This is a genomic window from Niveispirillum sp. GW835-FHT14G11 (genome assembly GCF_058793615.1).
The window spans coordinates 40,360-59,436 of record NZ_JBXAFZ010000015.1 but is presented as its reverse complement, the minus strand read 5'-3'; the positions used below and the strand labels follow the sequence as shown (position 1 = coordinate 59,436).

Annotated in this window: 12 protein-coding genes; 6 read left to right on the top strand and 6 right to left on the bottom strand. The window is 66.5% G+C overall.

What is annotated here, in order from left to right:
- Position 1: 1 nt before the first annotated feature.
- A complete protein-coding gene (locus tag AC1Q7F_RS24775; protein ID WP_492511218.1) occupies positions 2 to 1,690 on the bottom strand; it encodes a GspE/PulE family protein in 1,689 nt (562 codons plus the stop codon).
- 238 nt (positions 1,691 to 1,928) lie between these two features.
- Between AC1Q7F_RS24775 and gspD the strand changes: the two genes are divergently transcribed.
- From gspD to AC1Q7F_RS24760, 3 genes are all read left to right on the top strand, one after another.
- A complete protein-coding gene (gspD, locus tag AC1Q7F_RS24770) occupies positions 1,929 to 4,004 on the top strand; it encodes a type II secretion system secretin GspD (protein WP_492511217.1) in 2,076 nt (691 codons plus the stop codon).
- A 99-nt stretch (positions 4,005 to 4,103) separates the two neighbouring features.
- Positions 4,104 to 4,898 (top strand): motility protein A, encoded by a 795-nt coding sequence (locus tag AC1Q7F_RS24765; RefSeq protein ID WP_492511216.1) that lies wholly within the window; start codon positions 4,104 to 4,106, stop codon positions 4,896 to 4,898.
- Entirely contained in the window at positions 4,888 to 5,727 is an 840-nt protein-coding gene (locus AC1Q7F_RS24760) for an OmpA/MotB family protein (protein WP_492511215.1), read from the top strand. The genes AC1Q7F_RS24765 and AC1Q7F_RS24760 overlap by 11 nt, the downstream gene beginning before the upstream one ends.
- A gap of 18 nt (positions 5,728 to 5,745) precedes the next feature.
- On the opposite strand, the gene uca is transcribed toward AC1Q7F_RS24760, so the two are convergent.
- Together uca and atzF are read right to left on the bottom strand one after the other, a co-directional pair.
- Positions 5,746 to 9,330 carry an urea carboxylase gene (gene uca, locus AC1Q7F_RS24755; RefSeq protein ID WP_492511214.1) on the bottom strand — a complete coding sequence of 1,195 codons (3,585 nt, stop codon included), beginning with the start codon at positions 9,328 to 9,330 and terminating at the stop codon, positions 5,746 to 5,748.
- 19 nt (positions 9,331 to 9,349) lie between these two features.
- On the bottom strand, positions 9,350 to 11,140 hold the full coding sequence (gene atzF / locus AC1Q7F_RS24750) for an allophanate hydrolase (RefSeq protein WP_492511213.1): 1,791 nt from the start codon (positions 11,138 to 11,140) through the stop codon (positions 9,350 to 9,352).
- 157 nt (positions 11,141 to 11,297) lie between these two features.
- Here atzF and AC1Q7F_RS24745 point away from each other — a divergent pair, with 157 nt between their 5' ends.
- The gene (locus tag AC1Q7F_RS24745; RefSeq protein WP_492511212.1) at positions 11,298 to 11,567 is read left to right on the top strand and encodes a type II toxin-antitoxin system TacA family antitoxin; all 270 of its coding nucleotides are present in this window, start codon (positions 11,298 to 11,300) and stop codon (positions 11,565 to 11,567) included.
- A gap of 341 nt (positions 11,568 to 11,908) precedes the next feature.
- On the opposite strand, the gene AC1Q7F_RS24740 is transcribed toward AC1Q7F_RS24745, so the two are convergent.
- The 3 genes from AC1Q7F_RS24740 to AC1Q7F_RS24730 are packed head-to-tail and all read right to left on the bottom strand — an operon-like array spanning position 11,909 to position 16,334.
- A complete protein-coding gene (locus tag AC1Q7F_RS24740; protein WP_492511211.1) occupies positions 11,909 to 12,034 on the bottom strand; it encodes a hypothetical protein in 126 nt (41 codons plus the stop codon).
- 33 nt (positions 12,035 to 12,067) lie between these two features.
- Positions 12,068 to 12,979: a response regulator gene (locus AC1Q7F_RS24735; protein ID WP_492511210.1), complete on the bottom strand. Its 912-nt coding sequence runs from the start codon at positions 12,977 to 12,979 to the stop codon at positions 12,068 to 12,070.
- Positions 12,972 to 16,334, bottom strand: coding sequence for a hybrid sensor histidine kinase/response regulator (locus tag AC1Q7F_RS24730; protein ID WP_492511209.1), 3,363 nt, complete (start codon positions 16,332 to 16,334; stop codon positions 12,972 to 12,974). The genes AC1Q7F_RS24735 and AC1Q7F_RS24730 overlap by 8 nt, the downstream gene beginning before the upstream one ends.
- A 208-nt stretch (positions 16,335 to 16,542) precedes the next feature.
- On the opposite strand from AC1Q7F_RS24730, the gene AC1Q7F_RS24725 reads away from it, so the two are divergent.
- Together AC1Q7F_RS24725 and urtA are read left to right on the top strand one after the other, a co-directional pair.
- Complete coding sequence (locus AC1Q7F_RS24725; RefSeq protein WP_492511208.1) at positions 16,543 to 17,709, top strand: hypothetical protein; 1,167 nt, start codon at positions 16,543 to 16,545, stop codon at positions 17,707 to 17,709.
- Between the two features lie 115 nt (positions 17,710 to 17,824).
- A complete protein-coding gene (urtA, locus tag AC1Q7F_RS24720) occupies positions 17,825 to 19,063 on the top strand; it encodes an urea ABC transporter substrate-binding protein (protein ID WP_492511324.1) in 1,239 nt (412 codons plus the stop codon).
- The last annotated feature ends 14 nt before the right edge of the window (positions 19,064 to 19,077 follow it).

Genomic DNA, 19,077 nt, shown 5'->3' with positions numbered 1-19,077 from the left:
GTCAGTCCCCCGCCTCTGTCACCCGCGCCACCTCGGCAAAGCTGGTCAGGCCGGCCAGCACCCGGGCCAGCCCGTCGCGGCGCAACGTGTGGTAACCCGATGCCCGCGCCGCCGCCTCGATGGCACCGGTGGGGGCGCGTTCGATCACCAGCCGGCGCATACCCTCATCCAGGCGCAGCATCTCGAAAATGCCGGCGCGGCCGACATAGCCGGTGCCGCCGCAACGCCCGCACCCGACCGGGCCCATCAAAGGCGGGCAAGGCGCACCCGGCGCCAGCAGGCCGGCGGCGCGCAGGGCGGCCTGAGCCGCCTCATCGGCGGGGGCTGGCGCTTTGCAGTGGGGACAGAGCATACGCACCAGCCTTTGTGCCACCACGCCGCGCAGGGTCGACGCGATCAGGAAGGGTTCCACCCCCATCTCCATCAACCGGGTCACCGCCCCGGCGGCGCTGTTGGTGTGCAGGGTGGTCAGCACCAGATGGCCGGTCAATGCCGCCTGCACGGCGATGTCGGCGGTTTCGGCGTCGCGCGTTTCCCCCACCAGGATCACGTCCGGGTTCTGGCGCAGCATGGACCGCAGGACGGCGGCGAAATCCAGGCCGATGGCCGGATGCACCTGTACCTGATTGACCCGCGCCATCTGATATTCGACCGGGTCCTCCACGGTCAGCACCTTGCGCGTGGCGGCATCGATCAGGCGCAACGCGGCATACAGCGTCGTGGTCTTGCCACTGCCCGTGGGGCCGGTGACCAGCACCAGACCATGGGGATTGGCCATCATCCGGCGCAGCGCGCCCTCATCCTCACCCGACAGGCCCAAGGCCGGCAGTTCCATGGCGCCGACCGACCCGTCCAGCACGCGGATAACCACGCTTTCCCCATGCACGGTGGGCAGGGTGGAAACACGCAGATCTACCGACCGCATGCCCATCCGGTGGCGCACGCGCCCATCCTGCGGCAGGCGGCGTTCGGCGATGTCCAGCCCGGCCAGGATCTTGATGCGGCTGACCATGGCGCGGACCAGTGACAGGGGCGGCGGTGGCCGGTTATGCAACACCCCGTCGATGCGGTAACGCAGGACCAGGGTATCGGCGAAGGGCTCGATATGGATGTCCGACGCGCGGGCCTTCACCGCCTCGTCGATGACATGGGCGACCAACCGGACCACCGGCGCCTCGCTGGCCTGGTCCTTCAGCCGGTCCAGCGCCTCATCCTCATGACCGTGATGGTCATGGTCGACGTCGCCGACAATGCTGTCCAGCGCGCTGCGCCCCCCACCCAGCCGTTCCTGGAACAATTCCTCCCATTCCGGGATGGGCATGATACCCAGACGCACAGGCATGGACAGCGCCAGCTCCGCCTGCAGGCACACGCCATCGGCCACGGGGTCGCAGGCGGCCAGCAGCACACCATCGGTATCGGCCAGCACGGGCAGCAGCCGGTGCCGGCGCAGCCAGTCGGGCGACAGCGGCGCCAGATCCTGCGGCACATCGGGCAAGGCGCTGGCCCGCAGCAACGGCAACCCATGCTGGCGCGCCAGGAACAGGGCACGGTCCAGCGGTGTTATCAGGCCGAATTCCAGCAACACCTGATCCAGCGGCCGCCCGTCGGCCTGGGCCTGGGCCTCGGCCCGGCGAAGGTCGGAATCGTTGACGCGCAGGCCGGCGGACTGGATATCAGAGACGGTCATGAACATTGATCACCAATAACCGCCGGTGGCGGGAGACGACATCAGTATGACTTATTTCCGTAATGGCTTCGCGTCGTATATTTGACGGAATTGTGACAAAGAGGCCAATCTTTACAGATTGATGTCACCGCCAGATAGTTCTTGTCTTTATTACAGTATGGACGGCATTTTCCCGCGCGTTCCAGCCGCCAGGACGACAATGACAGCGACCTTACCCTTTCGGGCTACCGCTACTGCCATGATTGCCTTGTTGCTGCTTTCCGGTTGTGCGGAACGCCAGGCCGCATCGCCGCAATCGGCATTGGATCTGGACAGCCTGGGATTGTCACTATCGGCGGGCAAGGCGAAGGCGGCAACGGCCGCTGCCCCGGCGGGGACTGCCGCCGCACCCGCCGCCGTCATCGTCAAGGGATCGGTGCCGCGCGTGGCGGTGACGGCCGATGAATTGTCGCTGCCGCCGGGCCCGCCCCTGCATCTGCGCTTCACCGACGCGCCGCTGGCAATGGTGGTCGATGCGGTGCTGGGCGACATGCTGGGCCTGCCGCATTCCGTCGATCCCTCCTTGCAGGGGCTGGTCAGCATCGATAGCGGCCGGGAATTGTCCCCGCGCGAGGCGCTGCGCCTGCTGGAATCCGTGCTGGCCGGACGCGGGGCCGTCATGCTGCGCACCGGCGATGGCGGCATCGCCGTAGTGCCCGCGGCCAATGGCGGGCAGACCCTGGGGCTGGCTGCACCGGGTACGCCGGGACAGGCCGTCTCCGTCCTGCCGCTGCGCCATATCCAGGCCGATGTGGCCCAGGCGCTGGTGGCGCCGCTGGTGAAAAGCGGCACGGTGACGGTGGAACCGCGGCTGGGCCTGCTGCTGGTCAGCGGGCCGGCGCCGGAACGCCAGGCGGCGGCGGAACTGCTGCGCGGCTTTGATGTGGACTGGATGGCCGGGCGGTCGGTGGGCCTGTTCCCCCTGACCCAGGCTGGCCCTGGTGCTGTGGTGCGGGAGATCCAGGCCATCCTGGGCCAGGACGGCGACGCGGCGGACGCCAGCGTGCGGGTGTTGCCCGTGGACCGGCTGAATGCCGTGCTGGTCATCGCCGACGATGCCGGAACGCTGGACCGGGCGGCCGGCTGGGTGCGCCGGCTGGATGGCGGCGGGGCCGACACGCCGCGCCTGCATGTCTTCACCCTGACCAATGCCGATGCGGGCAAGGTCGCGCGGCTGCTCAGCCGGCTGTTCGGCGGCGCGGTGGCGGCCGACAGTCCCGTGCCGTCGGGCCGACCCGTGGCCAGCCTGTCTACGCCGGCCGCCGACACTGCCACCGGCGGCATGGCGGCAAGTGCCGGCCGCCTGTCTTCCATCGCGGCGGATGCCAGCGGGGCGGCACCGGGGGGCGAGGCGGCGTCGGCCGGCACCGGCGATGTGCGCATCATCGCCGATCCGGCCAACAATGCCGTGCTGGTCCATGCCAGCCCGCGCCAGGCGGAAATCGTGGGCGAGGCGGTGCGCAAGCTGGACGTATCGCCCGCGCAGGTGCTGATCGAGGCGACAATCGCCGAGGTCACCCTGAACGACCAGTTGCGCTATGGCGTGCAGAGCTTTTTCCGTGGCGACAATGGCAATGTGCAGGGCGGTTTCACGCTCAACAGCACCACGAACAGCATGCAGCCGGTGACGCAGGTGCCGGGCTTCAATCTGGTCTTTTCCCAGAATGGCGATCCGCGCGTCGTGCTGTCGGCGCTGGACGAGGTGACGGACGTGCGCGTCGTCTCCTCCCCGCAGGTGGTGGTGCTGGACAGCCAGGTGGCGCAACTGCTGGTCGGCGACCGCGTGCCCATCCTGACCCGCACGGCGCAGTCGGTGGACAATCCCGAGGCGCCCATCGTCAGTCAGGTCGACTATGTGAATACCGGCGTCATCCTGCGCGTCGTGCCGCGTATCAGCCAGAGCGGCAAGGTGACGATGGAGGTGTATCAGGAAATCTCCAACGTCTCCGGCACCCGCAATTCCGGCAACCTGACCCCCACCATCAGCCAGCGGCAGATCACCTCCAACGTCGCGGTGGATAGCGGGCAGACGGTGGTGCTGGGCGGCCTGATATCCGAGGAGCAGCAGGCGGGCAGCGACGGCATCCCCGTCCTGTCGCGCCTGCCCGGCGTAGGTGCCCTGTTTGGGGAGAAGCGGAACCGCAGCGTGCGCACCGAACTGATCGTCTTCATCACCCCGCGCGTCATCCGTGACGAACGCGAGGCCGAAGCCGTGACGGCAGAGATGGTGTCGCGCCTGAAATCCATCCAACCGCCGGCACGGCCGAGGGATTAGGGTCGGGGAGATGAGGACGCAGTGACTTGAGATGGATCATGGTTTCCGCGCGGATTTAGGCTATTCATTCAGCAGCGGAATATTTGCGGCATCATCTCCATGGCCAAAAAAGCCTCCCCCTCGCGTTTTGTCCTCACCTCCATCCTGGGCATCGTCGCCACCATCGCTCTGCTCTGGTACGTCACCTTTGCCAGCGGCGATGCGCGCTTCTTCTATAATGAGGAAGGGCTTCTGATCGTCGGCGGTGGCGTGGTCTGCGTGGCCCTGCTGGCCTTTCGCGGGGATGAGATCAAGGCGGCCCTGTCGGCCATCGCCTCTGTCTTCCGCGCCTCGCCTGGACTGGACCGGGAGGTGGCGGACCTGCTGGACGTGTCCAAGCTGCTCTATAGCAAGCAGATCGCCCCCGCCGATGACCGCGTGCGCCGCGTGTCCAGCCCCTTTCTGAAGCTGGGCCTGCAGATGGTCGTGGACGGGGCCAGCCTGGACGACATCATGAATGTCATGAACTGGCGCATTCAGAAGCAGGCGGAGGCCGAACAGGCACAGTCCCGCTTCTTCCGCGTGCTGGCCGCGTTTGCCCCGGCCTTTGGCCTGCTGGGCACACTGGCCGGCATGGTGGGCATGCTGAAGCAGCTGGGCGCCGGCGATATCGGGCTGATCGGATCGTCCATGGCGATTGCCATGCTGGCCACGCTCTATGGCCTGGTGCTGGCCAACCTGGTGTTCAAGCCGATGGCCATCAAGCTGGAACAGCGCACCACCGAACATGTGGCGCAGTTGAACATCCTGCTGGAGGGCGTGGTGCTGATCCAGTTGAACCGATCCCCCTCGGCGATCCAGGAGACGCTGAACAGCTATCTGATGGCAGCGCACGAGGTGGGCCGTGGCCGTTGAAAGCGATCGCAGGTCGCTCACGCGCGGACGGCGGGAAACCGACCGGCTTCGCCTGAACTATCGGCTGGACCAGACCTACAGCAGCCGTCCCGTGGAAACGGCGGCAGAAAGCGAGGAATGGGTCATCAGCTATATGGATATGGTCACCGTGCTGATGACCGTCTTCCTGGGCATGCTGGCCATCCTGGGCATGGATGGCCGTCTGGCCATCAGGAAGGAGGCCGGTCAGGCCATCGCCGACGGGGTGTCGGTACATGCACCGGACCGGGTGGCCGACAATGTCGTGGAGGCGACCGAACCGGGGCGGCCATCCGGCCCGTCGCTGCCGGGGGCGGCGCCCAAGCCGCCCCCGCCGGCACAACAGGCACTGTCTCCCACCGCCAATCGCTGGCTGCAGCAGCTGGAAGGCCTGGGCCTGCCCGAGGATGTGGATATCCATACGGCGGAGCGCAAGGTGACCATCGTGGTGCGCGACCGCATCCTGTTCGGCTCCGGCTCCGCCACCTTGCAGCCCGACGCCGTGGAGCTGCTGCGCCAGCTGGTCCCGTCGCTGGCCGGCCTGCCCGGCAGCATCACGGTGGAAGGCCATAGCGACGACGTGGCCATCAGCACCGCGCGCTTCCCGTCGAACTGGGAATTGTCGGCGGCCCGCGCGGCGGCAGTGGTGCGGGAACTGGCGGCCCAGGGCATTCCGCCCGCCCGCCTGGGCGCCCTGGGCCTGGCCGACAGCCGCCCCGTCACCGGCGATCCGGCGCGCCGGGCGGAGAACCGCCGGGTGGAGATCGTCGTGGATACGGACGCAAAGACGGCGCGGGCCGCCACACGGTAGTGCCGTGTCCAGGCCCGGTCAGATCAGCGACAGCAAGGCATCGCCCGCCGTCACCGCCCGGCCTGCCCGGCAATGCACCGCACCGACGCGGCCGGCAGCACTGGCATGGATGGCGAACTCCATCTTCATCGCCTCCAGCACTACCAGGGGCTGGCCCGCCTGCACCTCCTGCCCCACCTCCACCAGCACCTTCCAGACATTGCCGGAAATATCGGCCTGGATGGCGTTGCCATCGGCTGCAGGTGGGGCCTGGTCCACCTCCTCCGCCGCCGGTCCCTCGTCGGACTGCCAGCGCGCCACCTCCGCCGTGAAGGCCGCCCGCTGGCGGTCGCGGAAGGCATCGATCTCTGCGGCCTCCGCCGCCCAGGCGGCCTCATACGCTTCCAGGTCGAAGACGTCGTCCTCTACCCGCACCTGCGCCCGGCCGGCACGGAAATCGGCGCGGAACCGGTCCAGTTCCGCCTCGGTCACCGGATAGAAGCGTACCCGGTCAAAAAAGCGCAGCAGCCAGGGCTCCGCCCCGAACTGCAGGTTGGCCAGGAACTTGTTCCAGATGGGCACGGTGCGGCCGACCAACTGGTATCCGCCAGGGCTGTCCATGCCATAGATGCACATATAGACGCCGCCGATGCCCACGGTGCCTTCCGCCGTATAGGTGCGGGCGGGATTGTATTTGCTGGTCAGCAGCCGGTGGCGCGGGTCCAGCGGCACCGCGCAGGGTGCCCCCAGATAGACATCGCCCAGGCCCAGCACCATGTAGCTGGCATCATACAGCGTGTCGCGCACCTGGTCGCGGCTGTCCAACCCGTTGATGCGCTGGATGAAATCGACATTATTGGGCAGCCAGGGTGCCTCATCCTTCACCGTTTCGCGGTATCGGGTCACCGCATCCAGGGTGGCACTATCCTCGAACGCCATCGGCAGGTGGACGACACGGCTGGGTACCTTCAGTCCCGCGACGCCGCCCAGCCGTTCCTCCAGGGCCAGCAGCCTGGTGACCAGCACCCCCTGGCTGATGATGCGGCTGTCATAATGGATCTGGACGGAGCGCACGCCGGGCGACAATTCGGCAATGCCGGGGATAGCTTGGGCCTTCAACGCCTCCATCAGCAGATGGATGCGCAGCCGCAGCCGCAGATTCAGAACATTCTCCCCATATTCCAGCATGATATACTTATCGCCGGCTTGGCGGTAGGTGACCATGGGCCGGTCACCGTCGGCCGGCAGGCGCGTCAGGATGCAGCTGTCAGGCGCGACCGCCGCCGGCACGGGCAGCGGGTCGGACGACAGGGCGGCGATGGCCGCGTCCTGCGCCTGCTCCAGGGCCAGGGCATCGGCAAAGCCGACGGGGCGGAAACGGATCGTGTCGCCGGGCTTCACCTGCCCCACCTTCCACAGGTCGGCCTTGATGATGGTGGCGGGACAGACGAAACCGCCCAGGCTGGGCCCGTCGCAGGTCAGGATGACGGGCGTGTCGCCGGTGAAATTGATGCTGCCGATGGCATAGACGCAATCATGGATATTGGACGGGTGCAGCCCCGCCTCCCCCCCGTCGCTGCGCGTCCATTCCGGCTTCGGCCCCACCAGCCGCACGCCCAGGCGGTTGGAATTGTGATGCACCCGGTAGTCGCTGGCAAAGAAGGTCGCCATGGCCTCGGGCTTGAAGAAATCCGGCGCACCATGGGGGCCATAGAGCACGGCAATATCCCAATGCCGTCCATAGACGGGGACCAGGGACGCCGGCACGGGGGCCGGATCATGGGCAGGGGCCGGCGTGGAACAGGCGGGCGATCCCGGCCGGCTGACCGGCAGCACATCGCCCACGCGCAGGGTGCGCCCGGCATGGCCGCCGAACTGGCCCAGCACGAAGGTGGATTTGGAGCCCAGGTAATCCGGCACGTCCAGACCGTTGCGGATGGCCAGATAGGTGCGGCAGCCGCTTTCCGTCCGGCCCAGGCGCAACACCTGCCCAGCCTTCACGCCGACCGGCTGCCAGAAGGGCAGTGGTTCGCCGTCATCCAGCACGGCGTTCATGGCGGCCCCTGTCAGGGCGATCACCGCATCGCCATGAAAGCGCAAGGTCGGGCCCTGCAGCGTGCATTCAAGCCCGGCCGCCGCTTCGTGATTACCCACGGCGCGGTTGGCCAGACGAAAGGCGTAATCGTCCATCGGGCCGGACGGCGGCACGCCGATATCCCAATAGCCCTGCCGGCCGGGATAATCCTGCACGCTCGTATAGGTACCGGGCTCCACCACCTCCACCACCGGGGAGACATGGTGATAGCTGTCCAGGAACCGCGTGGACATGCGGCCCTGGATGAAGGTGTCGCCCGACAGGATGCCGCGCAGATAATCCAGGTTGGTGGCGATACCGTGCAGGCGCGTGGCGTCCAGAGCCGCCAGCATCTTCAGTCGCGCCGCCTCCCGGTCCGGGCCATGCACGATCAGCTTTGCAATCATCGGGTCGTAATGGGCCGACACCGCCGTGCCCGTCCGCACCCAGCCATCGACCCGCACCCCGTCGGGGAAATGCACCTCGGTCAGGGTGCCGGGCGAGGGGGCGAAATTGCGCACCGGGTTTTCGGCATAGAGCCGGACCTCGATGGCGGCCCCCTGCGGTTCCGGCAGGCTGGAGAAATCCGGCGGATCGCCGGCAGCGATGCGGATCATCCATTCCACCAGATCCAGGCCGGTCACCGCCTCCGTGACCGGATGTTCGACCTGCAGCCGCGTATTCACCTCCAGGAAATAGAAGGCGTCGCGGGCCCCGTCATAGATGAATTCCACCGTGCCGGCGGAAACATAGCCCACTGCCTGGCCCAGCCGCACGGCGGCATCCAGCAGCTGGCGGCGGGTCTCGGGCGGCAGGCCGGGGGCTGGCGTCTCCTCGATCACCTTCTGGTTACGGCGCTGGACCGAACAGTCACGCTCGCCCAGGGCCACAACATTGCCCCGGCCGTCGCCGAATATCTGCACCTCGACATGGCGGGCGTCGGCCACGAACCGTTCGATGAACACCCCGCCATCCTTGAAGAAGGACTGGCCCAGGCGTTTCACACTGTCGAAGGCCGTGACCAGTTCACCCTCATCCGTGCAGCGCTGCAACCCGATGCCGCCACCGCCGGCCGTGCTTTTCAGCATGACGGGATAGCCGATCTCCAGCGCCGTGCGCCGTGCCTCCTCCACATCCTTGAGCAGGTCGGTGCCGGGCGTCAGGGGGACACCGGCCGCCCTGGCGATCTCACGCGAGGTGTGTTTCAGGCCGAAACGGCGGATCTGGTCGGGCGTGGGGCCAACAAAGGCGATGCCGGCGGCGGCGCATTGTTCGGCGAAATCAGTATTCTCCGACAGGAAGCCATAGCCGGGGATGATGGCCTCAGCGCCCGTTTCCCTGGCGATCTCGATGATCCGGTCACCGCGCAGATAGCTTTCCACCGGCGTCTGCCCGCCCAGCGACACCGCGATATCGGCGACCGCCACATGCAGGCTGTCGGCATCGGCATCGGAATAGACAGCGACCGAGCGGATGTCCATCCGCTTCAAGGTGGCGGCGATACGGACGGCGATCTCACCGCGATTGGCGATCAGGACGGTCTTGAACATTCGCTAATCCCCTTGGTGATCAGGCCGCATTCTGGGCGCGCAGGCGCATATAGGCGCGCCAGCCGCCCAGGCTGGTAATGTCGGCGGCGTCGCTGGTGGCCCAGGCCTCGCACAGGAAACCCTGCACATGCCGCCCATCAACCAGTTCCAGGGTGCCGATGCCCAGCGGCGGCGGGATCAGCGCCACGAAGGACCCGTAATGGGCCACCGGCATGTCCCACAGTTCCACCGCGATGGGCATGCCCTGCCCTGTGCGCACCAGCCCCGGCTTGGGCGGCGTGGTCCCCGGCAGGGCGTACAGGCGATAGGCGGCGGATGTCAGCGTGCTTTCCAGCAACACCGCACCGCGTTCCGTCAGCTGTCCGTTCAGCGGCATGCCCGACAAATGTGCGCCGACCACGGCCAGGGTGACATACCCATGCCGCCCGCCATCACCGGCCCGTTCCGCCTGTGGCAGCGCCACGGCGGAGGCACCGCGCTTCCACGGGCTGGCCGCCTGCCACAGCCGGCCGAATTCCACCAGCCGCGCCTCGTTCCAGGCGGGCGCGATCAGGGTGATGCCGGCGGGCAGCCCGTCACCGCGCATGCCGCCCGGCAGGGCGATGGCCGACCAGTCCAGCAGGTTCACGAAATTGGTGTAGAGGCCCATGCGGCTGTTCACGCCGACCGGATCTTCCATCACCTGGGAAATGGTGGGCAGGGTCGGGGCGGTGGGCACCAGCAACCCGTCCAGACCCGCCATCAGCGCCTCGGCCCGCCGCGCCAGTTCCATGCGCCGGTATTCAGCCTTGAACCCGTCGGCGGCGGTGAAATTGCGGGCCTTGTCGATGATGGACCGGACCACGGGATGCACGATGTCCGGCCGGTCGCGCATCACCGCCTCAATCGCGGCATAGCGTTCGGCCACCCAGGGCCCGTCATAGAGCAGGGCCGCCACATCCCAGAGCGGGCGGAAATCGACAGGCCGCAGATCAACACCCAGCGAGGTCAGGCGGGAGAGCGCCGCTTGATAGGCAGCCTCCGCCGCCTTGTCGCCGAACCAATCGGGATTGGCGGGAACACCCAGCACCGGCCGCGCCGGCCAGGCGGTGGCCGGCGGGCCCGGACGGCGGGAATAGGCATCGGCCGCGTCATAGCCCTGCATATGCTCCATCACCGTCGCCGCATCATCGACCGACATTGCCATGACGGTGATGCAATCCAGCGTGCGGCAGGCGGGTACCAGTCCGCGGGTGGAGACCAGCCCCCGCGTCGGCTTCAGCCCGACCAGATTATTGTGCCCGGCCGGCACACGGCCCGACCCGGCCGTATCGGTGCCCAGCGCGAACGGCACCAGCCCGCGTGCCACCACCGATGCCGACCCGGAACTGGACCCGCCGCTGACATGGTCGGCGCTGAAGGCGTTGGGCACCACACCGTAGGGGGAACGGGTCCCCACCAGGCCCGTGGCGAACTGGTCCAGATTGGTTTTGCCAATGACCACGGCCCCCGCCGCCTCCAGCTTCGCCACCGCCGCCGCACTGCCGTCGGGCAGATAGGCAAAGTCCGGACAGGCGCAGGTGGTGGGCAGGCCCGCCGCGTCGATATTGTCCTTCACGGCAAAGGGCACGCCGTAGAGCGGCGCCGACGGGTCCAGCATCCGGACCCGTGCCACCAGCGCGTCGGCCCCGATCAGGCTGATCCAGGCGGGATCGTCGGTGGCAAGCCGGGCCAGCAATGCTGCCAGCAAATCCACCGGACGGGCCCCGGCCCGATAGGCTTTCGTCCAGTCCTGCACCGTCCAGAACTGGGTGGCAATGCTGTCGCTCATGGTCCGGCCTGATCCCCTGTGCCCCGTTTCCAACGGTCAGGCCAGTATGCGGACCCATGCTGCACCGCCATATACGCAGGATGACGTATTGGGGGCGGCGGCGCGATTGCCACGCCCGACGCCGTATGACAATGTCATACATAAACAGGAGGCATTCATGCCAGCCACGAACCCGCCCATCAGCGTACGCATCTCCCCCGGTGAACGGGAATTGCTGGAGGTCGCGGCGCAACGCGCCCGCACCAACCTCAGCGACTTTATCCGCCGCAAGGCGCTGGAAGCCGCCGAGATGGAGGTGATGGAGCAGCGTGTGATGACCATTCCCGCCGCCGACTGGGACCGGTTCGAGCAATGGGCGCATGAACCGGGCCAGCTGGTGCCGGCCCTGGTCGATCTGGCCGCCGGCAAGCCGGCATGGCAGGACTGACGCCCCCGCGCCCGCTGGTGGCGACGGATAATCGGGACGGTTTCGATTGCGACCGGGACTCCCTGAACCAATGGTTCCGTCGCCATGCCTGGCGCAATCAGCAAAGCGGGGCTTCACGGACCAACGTGGTCTGTGACACCGCAACCGGCACCCTGACCGGCTTTGTCAGCCTGAGCACAGGCCAGATCGAACGGGCCTTCCTGCCCCGCCCGGCCCAACGCAACAGCCCCGACCCTTTGCCGGTGATCCTGCTGGGGCAGCTGGGGGTGGATGTCCGCTTTCAGGGGCGGGGCCATTCAACCTCGCTGATGCGGTTCGCCCTGGCGACATCGGTGCGGTTTTCACGGGATATCGGCTGCGTCGGCATCATCACCCACCCGCTGGATGAGGGTATCCGCGCCTTCTATTGCCGCTTCGGGTTCCGGGACCTGCCCTTCGACCCCCAGACGCAGCATGATCGTCCGCATCGCCGATCTGCTGGCCAGTGGCTTCTGACCCGCTCACCCCTTCCCCGCCATGATCCGCATGGCCAGCGAGGTCGCCGATGCGCGGTTTTCCACGCCCATCTTGGAGAAGATGCGTTCCAGATGCTTGTTCACGGTGCGCGGGCTGATACCCAGGATCTCGCTGATCTCGCGGTTGGTCTTGCCATGAATCAGCCAGCGCAGCACCTCCACTTCGCGCAGGGTCAGGTCCAGCTGGGCACGAAGGATATCCTCGCCCGACGGACCGGCGGCCGTCAGCTGGAACAGGTACTCCCCCGGCCCGGTCTGTAGCAGATAGCGGGCCGGCCCCACCCCGGCGGCGGAAGCCAGGGCATCCGCCGTCTCATTGTCCGGTCCTGCGGCCATGGCGCGCAGCAGCAGGGCCTGCACAGGCTCCGGCGGCACCGAACCTTCTCCGAGAACGCCAGCCAACAGGCTGGCCGCCTGGGGCGTGGACCAGAGGACATGGCCCTGGGGGTTCACGGCAAACAGGTGACGGCCCGACGCATCCAACGCCAGCCGCGCCCCGTGTGCCGCCCGTGCGGTGGCGATATGCACCCGGATGCGGGCCAGCAGTTCGACCAGATTGACCGGCTTGGTCACATAGTCGGTGCCACCAACCTCCAGCCCGCGCAGCACATGCGCCGTCTCTGTCAGGCCGGTCATGAAGATCACCGGCAGATGCGTGGTGCGGGCGTCGCGCTTGATCTGCTGGCAGGTGTCGAACCCGTCCATGCCGGGCATCACCGCATCCATCACCACCAGCGACGGCATCACCCGCTCCAGCAGGGTCAGCGCCGCCTCCCCCCTGGTGGCGGCCAGTGCTGTGAAGCCGGCGCGTTCCAGCGCGTCCACCAGCATGTTCAACTCGTCGCGATTGTCATCGACGACCAGCACCATGTCGCCGGATTGTCCCCCGTCACGCATTGTCGGCCCCCACCATTCCCGCAGCGCCCAGCACCTCCGCCAGCCGGTCGAATTCAAACCCCTGGGCCAGCAGCGTCAACCGGTCGAACCAGTCGCCATGCCCCGGATAGGCGCCGCGCAGCTCCCTCAACCGCGCCTCAATCCCCCGCGCATGGCCGATCCTGGCCAGGTTCAGCAAGGCCGCGATTTCCGCCGGCGCTAAGGAGGGGGCGGTCTGCGCACCCTCCACTACCGGCTCCTCACGCCGCCATTCCAGGTCCAGCAGCACCTCCAGCCGCTCCAGCAACTGGGCGATATCGACCGGTTTCACCAGGAAATCATCATGCGGCTGGTCGGCCCCACGCCCGCGTTCGGCCAGATCATGCGCCTCGGCCGACAGCAGCAGGATCAGCAGATCCTGCATCCCGCCATCGCGCAGGGCCTGGGCCACCTGCCAGCCATTCAAGCCGGGCATGGAGATATCCAGGATCAGCAGATCCGGCTTATGGCGCGGCGCCAGGTCCAGGCATTCCGCTCCGTTGGAAGCAAAGATCAGGTTGAAGCCCAACGGCTCCAGCAGCTGCCGCATCATGGACAGGTGCTGCGCATCATCATCGCACAGCAGGATGGTACGGTGGTCGCCGTGATAGCCCAGCACGCGGTGGGCAGGCCGGACCTGCACGGGTGCCCGCACCTCCGACAACAGCATGCGCACCTTGAAACTGCTGCCCCGACCCGGCTGACTATCCATGGTCAGCTCGCCCCCCAGCACATGGGTCAGCAGCCGCGTGATGGTCAGGCCCAGGCCGGTGCCGGGGATGACATCCATGCGGCTGGGCAGGTTGCCGCGGTCGAACGGCAGGAAGATGCGCTCCTGATCCTCCGGCGCCACACCGATGCCGGTGTCCGTCACCTCGAATTCCGCCGTTTCCCCCCTGCGGCGCACGCTGAACCGCACCTGCCCGCGCTCGGTATATTTCACGGCGTTGGACAGAAGGTTCATGAGGATCTGGCCCAGCCGCTTCTCATCCGTCAGGACGAAGCGCGGCAGGGTGGGATCGGGCTGATAGTCGAACCCCACATCCTTGGCCGCCGCCTGTGGCCGGAACATGTCGGCCAGTTGCGCCAGAAAGGCCGGCAGGTCGACCATGTCGCGGCTGATCTGGACGGTGCCAGTCTCGATCTTGGAAATGTCCATCAGGCCGTCGACCAGCCGGGTGATATGTTCCGCGCTGCGCCGGATCACCCGCACCGCATCCTCCGGCTGGCGCAGGCCGCCGCGTTCCAGCAGCTGGGCATAGCCATTGATGGAATTCAGCGGCGTGCGCACCTCGTGAGAAAGGCCGGCGATGAAACGGGTCTTGGCGATGTTGGCGGATTCCGCCGCTTCCTTGGCCTTTTGCAGGGCGGCGTCGGTCTGTTCGTGCGCGTCGATCTCGTCGAGCAGCAGCGTCATGCGGCGCTCGCTCTCCTCCTCCGCCAGATGCCGGCTTTCATGGGCCAGCACGATGGCCCAGGCGGCCAGGCCCATGATGATCAGGGCCGATGCGAAGACGATCTGCAGCGTGGTGCGCACCGTTTCCTTCGACACGCCGGGAATGGCCCCATACTGCGTGCCGATCAGCGCCAGCAGCATGGCCATGCCGGCTGTCAGCAGCGCCATGACGGCGGCAAAGCGCCCGATGCGACTGCCCAGCCAGTGGCGCAGTGCTGCCGGCAGATGGTTGCCCACCATGTCGGCCAGTTGCTCACCCAGCGTCGCCCGCACTTTGCATCGGTCATGGCAGCGGGTTTCCAGCGAACAGCACAGGGAGCAGATGGGCGCGCCATAGGCCGGGCAATGCGACATGTCCGGCGGCTCGAACATGTTCTCGCACACCGAACAGCGGATCAGCCCGCCTTCGGTGGGCAGCACATCCGGCTGTCGGGCGATGTAATAACGCCCCTTCGTCGCCCAGGCGATGACGGGGGCCGCAACGAAAGCTGATATCAGCCCGATCAGCGGCGCAAAGGCCCGCGCCAGTTCCCCCAGCAGCCCGAAGAAGGCCGAGAGCGACAGGATCAGCGACAGGGCCATGGCGCCGACGCCGACCGGGTTGATGTCATAGAGATGCGCACGGCGGAATTCGATGCTGGGCGGGCTCCATCCCAGCCGCTTATTCACCAGCAGGTCGGCCGTCAGCGCCCCTACCCAGGCCACGGCCAGGTTGGCATAGATGCCCAGGATGCTTTCGATGACCCCAAAGATGCCCATTTCCATCAGCATCAGCGCCAGCATGACGTTGAACACCAGCCAGACGACGCGGCCGGGATGGGAATGGGTCAGGCGGGAGAAGAAGTTCGACCAGGCGATGGAGCCGGCATAGGCATTGGTGACATTGATCTTGGCCTGGCAGACCACGATGAAAATGCCCGTCAGGGCCAGCGCCAGACCGGGGGATGACACCAGCCGTTCGAACACCATACGGTACATGGAGGTGGGCGTGGCGGCGTCCAGCGCACTCATGCCGGCCTGCATGGCGGCATAGCCCAGCAGCGAGCCGGCCACCAGCTTGGCCCCGCCGATGAATATCCAGCCCGGCCCCGCGACCAGCATCGCACTCCACCAGCCGACCTTGCCGGCACGCCGGCGGTCGGGCAGAAAGCGCAGGTAATCCACCTGCTCCCCGATCTGCGGCAGCAGCGACAGCAGCACCGATGTCGCCATTCCGAAGGCCAGGAGGGAGAAACCGCCCTCGGGCGCATGCAGCCCCGCCAGACTGGTCCAGCCCGACAATTCCCCCGGTGCTGCCAGCATGACAAAGACCAGCGGCGACAGCTGCAGCACCAGCCAGACCGGCTGGGTCCAGACCTGCATCCAGCTGATCTTGCGGATCCCGTGCATGGCGATGGGCAGCACGATCAGGGCGCTGATCATGTGCGACAGCCAGAGCGGGATGCCCAGGCAAAGCGTCAGCGCCTCCGACATGATGGCCGCTTCCAGCGCCAGCAGGATGAAGGTGAAGCCCGCATAGATCAGGGAGGTGAAGGTGGACCCGATATAGCCGAACCCACCGCCGCGGGTCAGCAGATCCATGTCCACGCCGAACTTGGCGGCGTAATACGCGATGGGCACGCCTGTGGCCAGCACCAGCATGGCGACCAGGACGATGGCCGCCATGGCATTGGTGAACCCATAGGCCAGCGTGATGGACGCGCCGATGGCCTCGCACGCCAGGAAGGAGATCGCCCCCATGGCCGTGTTGGCCACACGGAAGGGCGACCAGCGCCGGGCCCGGTCGGCCGTGAAACGCAGGGCGTAGTCTTCCACCGTCTGGTCGGAGACCCAACGGTTATACTGGCGCCGCACGCGGACGATGGGCAGCGATTTCAGCATGCGGACATGTCCATCAAAGCCCCAAGCCCTCCCCAAGCCTGTTCCACCCCATGCCCAGCACCCTAGTCCGGTCGAGCCTGTGTACACATACGTCGTCTGACGTATTCGTTTTCGCATCTGCGAGACATTAACCTTCCTTCCACAAACAGGGCCATGGGCGCCACAAGCCCGGCCACGGAATTTTCCGAATAACAAGGGGTGCTTCATAATGGGACGCAAATTGGCGTCGCGGCCGGCGGCTGCGCGCATGACGGGATCGGCCCTGGCGCTGTTGGTGGCCGGCCTGTCCGCCAGCCCGGCGCTGGCCGGCTTCACACAGACTTTCGGCGACGGCCAGTCGCTGTCCATCGGACTGGGTATGCGCGGGTCCTATACCAGCGCCGAAGACGCCGCACCCAGCGGCAATGACCGGTCCAACGAGTTCAACCTGGATAGTGTGCGTGTGTTCGTCTCCGGCTCCCTGTCGGACACGATCAAGGCGACCTTCAATACCGAACGCGATGGCGACGGGAACCTGAAGCTGCTGGACGGCTATGCCCGGTTCGAATTCTCCGACGAATTCAACATCTGGGTCGGCCGCATGCTGCCGCCCAGCGACCGCGCCAACCTGGACGGCCCGTACTACATCAATGCCTGGTCCTATCCCGGTGTGGTCTCGCAATACCCAGCCAAGTTCGCGGGTCGCGATGATGGCGCCACCATCTGGGGCAAGCTGCTGGACAAGCGCCTGACCTATGCCGCTGGCGCCTTCAAGGGCCATAACCGCATCGCTGGGGCCAGCAACCAGGGCGACAACATGCTGTTCAACGGGCGGTTGGCCTACAACTTCCTGGATGTGGAGGATAACCCCGCCTATTACACCAGCAGCACCTATTACGGGTCGGCCGATGTGCTGACCCTGGCCATCGCCGGGGCGTATCAGGAGGATGGCGTGGGCACTGCCCTGCGGCCCGGCGATTATGGTGCGGTCAGCATCGACGCCCTGTTTGAAAAGAAGCTGGGCGATGCCGGGACCGTCACCCTGGAAGGTGCCTGGTATTCCTATGACACCGATGGTGTCGCCGATGTCGCCCCCGGTTTTGGCGGTGCGTCGGGCACCGACAATGTCGGCGGCATCGTGGCGGGGGAGGCCTGGCTGCTGGGTGCCGCCTATCTGGTGCCCGGCAAGGTGGGCATGGGCCAGTTCCAGCCCTTTGCCCGCTATCAGACCTTCGATCCGGACGCCGTCGCCATTGACATCAAGCAGTATGATGTCGGCGTGAACTACGTGATCAAGGGCCATTCCGCCCGCATCAGCGCCGAATATTCCGTTGTGGACAGCGGCCCCGGTGCCGACCGCGACCGGTTCACGGTGGGGCTGCAATTGCAGTTCTAACGGTGTCGGCACGCGCACCCTTTCCCCAAAACCATTTCTGCTGACGGGAGATAACCCCATGTCGCGTCGTCAATTCCTGCGTTCCGCCGTCCTGTCCATCACCGGTGCCGCCCTGATGCTGGGCACTGCCGGGGTGGCGCTGGCCGCGGACAAGCCGCCGATCAAGGTCGGCATCCTGCATTCGCTGTCGGGCACGATGGCGATCAGCGAGACGACCTTGAAGGACGTCATGCTGATGCTGATCGAAGAGCAGAACAAGAAGGGCGGCGTCCTGGGCCGCAAGCTGGAACCGGTGGTGGTCGATCCCGCCAGCAACTGGCCGCTGTTCGCCGAAAAGGCGCGGGAGCTGCTGGCCGTGCAGAAGGTGTCGGCCACCTTCGGCTGCTGGACCTCGGTGTCGCGCAAGTCGGTGCTACCGGTGTTTGAGGAGTTGAACGGCATCCTGTTCTACCCCGTGCAGTATGAGGGGGAGGAGAGCAGCCGCAACGTCTTCTATACCGGTGCCGCCCCCAACCAGCAGGCCGTGCCGGCGGTGGATTACCTGATCGGTGAAGGGGTGCAGCGCTGGGTCCTGGCCGGCACCGACTATGTCTATCCGCGCACCACAAACAAGATCCTGGAAGCCTATCTGAAGGCCAAGGGCGTGAAGGCGGAAGACATCATGATCAACTACACGCCGTTCGGTCACGCCGACTGGCAGTCGATCGTGAAGGATATCAAGAAGTTCGGTGGGGCCGGCAAGAAGACGGCCGTGGTGTCCACCATCAATGGCGACGCCAACGTCCCCTTCTATAAGGAACTGGCCAACCAGGGCATCAAGGCCACCGACATCCCCGTCATCGCCTTTTCGGTGGGTGAGGAGGAACTGGCCGGCATCGACACCAAGCCGCTGCAGGGCCATCTGGCGGCCTGGAACTATTTCCAGAGCGTGAAGACGCCGATCAATACCGACTTCATCAAAAAGTGGCAGACCTTCACCAAGAACCCCAAGCGCGTCACCAATGACCCGATGGAAGCGCATTTCATCGGCTTCAACATGTGGGTGCAGGCGGTGGAGAAGGCAGGTTCCGTCGATCCCGACAAGGTGATCGACGCCATGGTCGGCGTGGCCGTGCCCAACCTGTCGGGCGGCTACTCCGCCATGCTGCCCAACCACCACATCACCAAGCCCGTCCTGATCGGCGAGGTACAGGCCGACGGGCAGTTCGAAACGGTGTGGAAGACGCCGGGCCTGGTGGCGGGCGACGAATGGTCCGACTATCTGCCCGACAGCAAGGACCTGATCGCCGATTGGCGCAAGCCGTTGTCGTGCGGCAATTTCAACACCGCCACGGGCAAGTGCGGGGCGAAGTAAGGCGGGTCATTTGA

Bases quoted from the DNA above. Each gene is read 5' to 3' on its own strand.
- AC1Q7F_RS24775 (WP_492511218.1), bottom strand. From the start codon at position 1,690: ATGACCGTCTCTGATATCCAGTCCGCCGGCCTGCGCGTCAACGATTCC.
- gspD (WP_492511217.1), top strand. From the start codon at position 1,929: ATGATTGCCTTGTTGCTGCTTTCCGGTTGTGCGGAACGCCAGGCCGCA.
- AC1Q7F_RS24765 (WP_492511216.1), top strand. From the start codon at position 4,104: ATGGCCAAAAAAGCCTCCCCCTCGCGTTTTGTCCTCACCTCCATCCTG.
- uca (WP_492511214.1), bottom strand. From the start codon at position 9,330: ATGTTCAAGACCGTCCTGATCGCCAATCGCGGTGAGATCGCCGTCCGT.
- atzF (WP_492511213.1), bottom strand. From the start codon at position 11,140: ATGAGCGACAGCATTGCCACCCAGTTCTGGACGGTGCAGGACTGGACG.
- AC1Q7F_RS24745 (WP_492511212.1), top strand. From the start codon at position 11,298: ATGCCAGCCACGAACCCGCCCATCAGCGTACGCATCTCCCCCGGTGAA.
- AC1Q7F_RS24740 (WP_492511211.1), bottom strand. From the start codon at position 12,034: ATGCGGACGATCATGCTGCGTCTGGGGGTCGAAGGGCAGGTCCCGGAA.
- AC1Q7F_RS24735 (WP_492511210.1), bottom strand. From the start codon at position 12,979: ATGCGTGACGGGGGACAATCCGGCGACATGGTGCTGGTCGTCGATGAC.
- AC1Q7F_RS24730 (WP_492511209.1), bottom strand. From the start codon at position 16,334: ATGCTGAAATCGCTGCCCATCGTCCGCGTGCGGCGCCAGTATAACCGT.
- AC1Q7F_RS24725 (WP_492511208.1), top strand. From the start codon at position 16,543: ATGGGACGCAAATTGGCGTCGCGGCCGGCGGCTGCGCGCATGACGGGA.
- urtA (WP_492511324.1), top strand. From the start codon at position 17,825: ATGCTGGGCACTGCCGGGGTGGCGCTGGCCGCGGACAAGCCGCCGATC.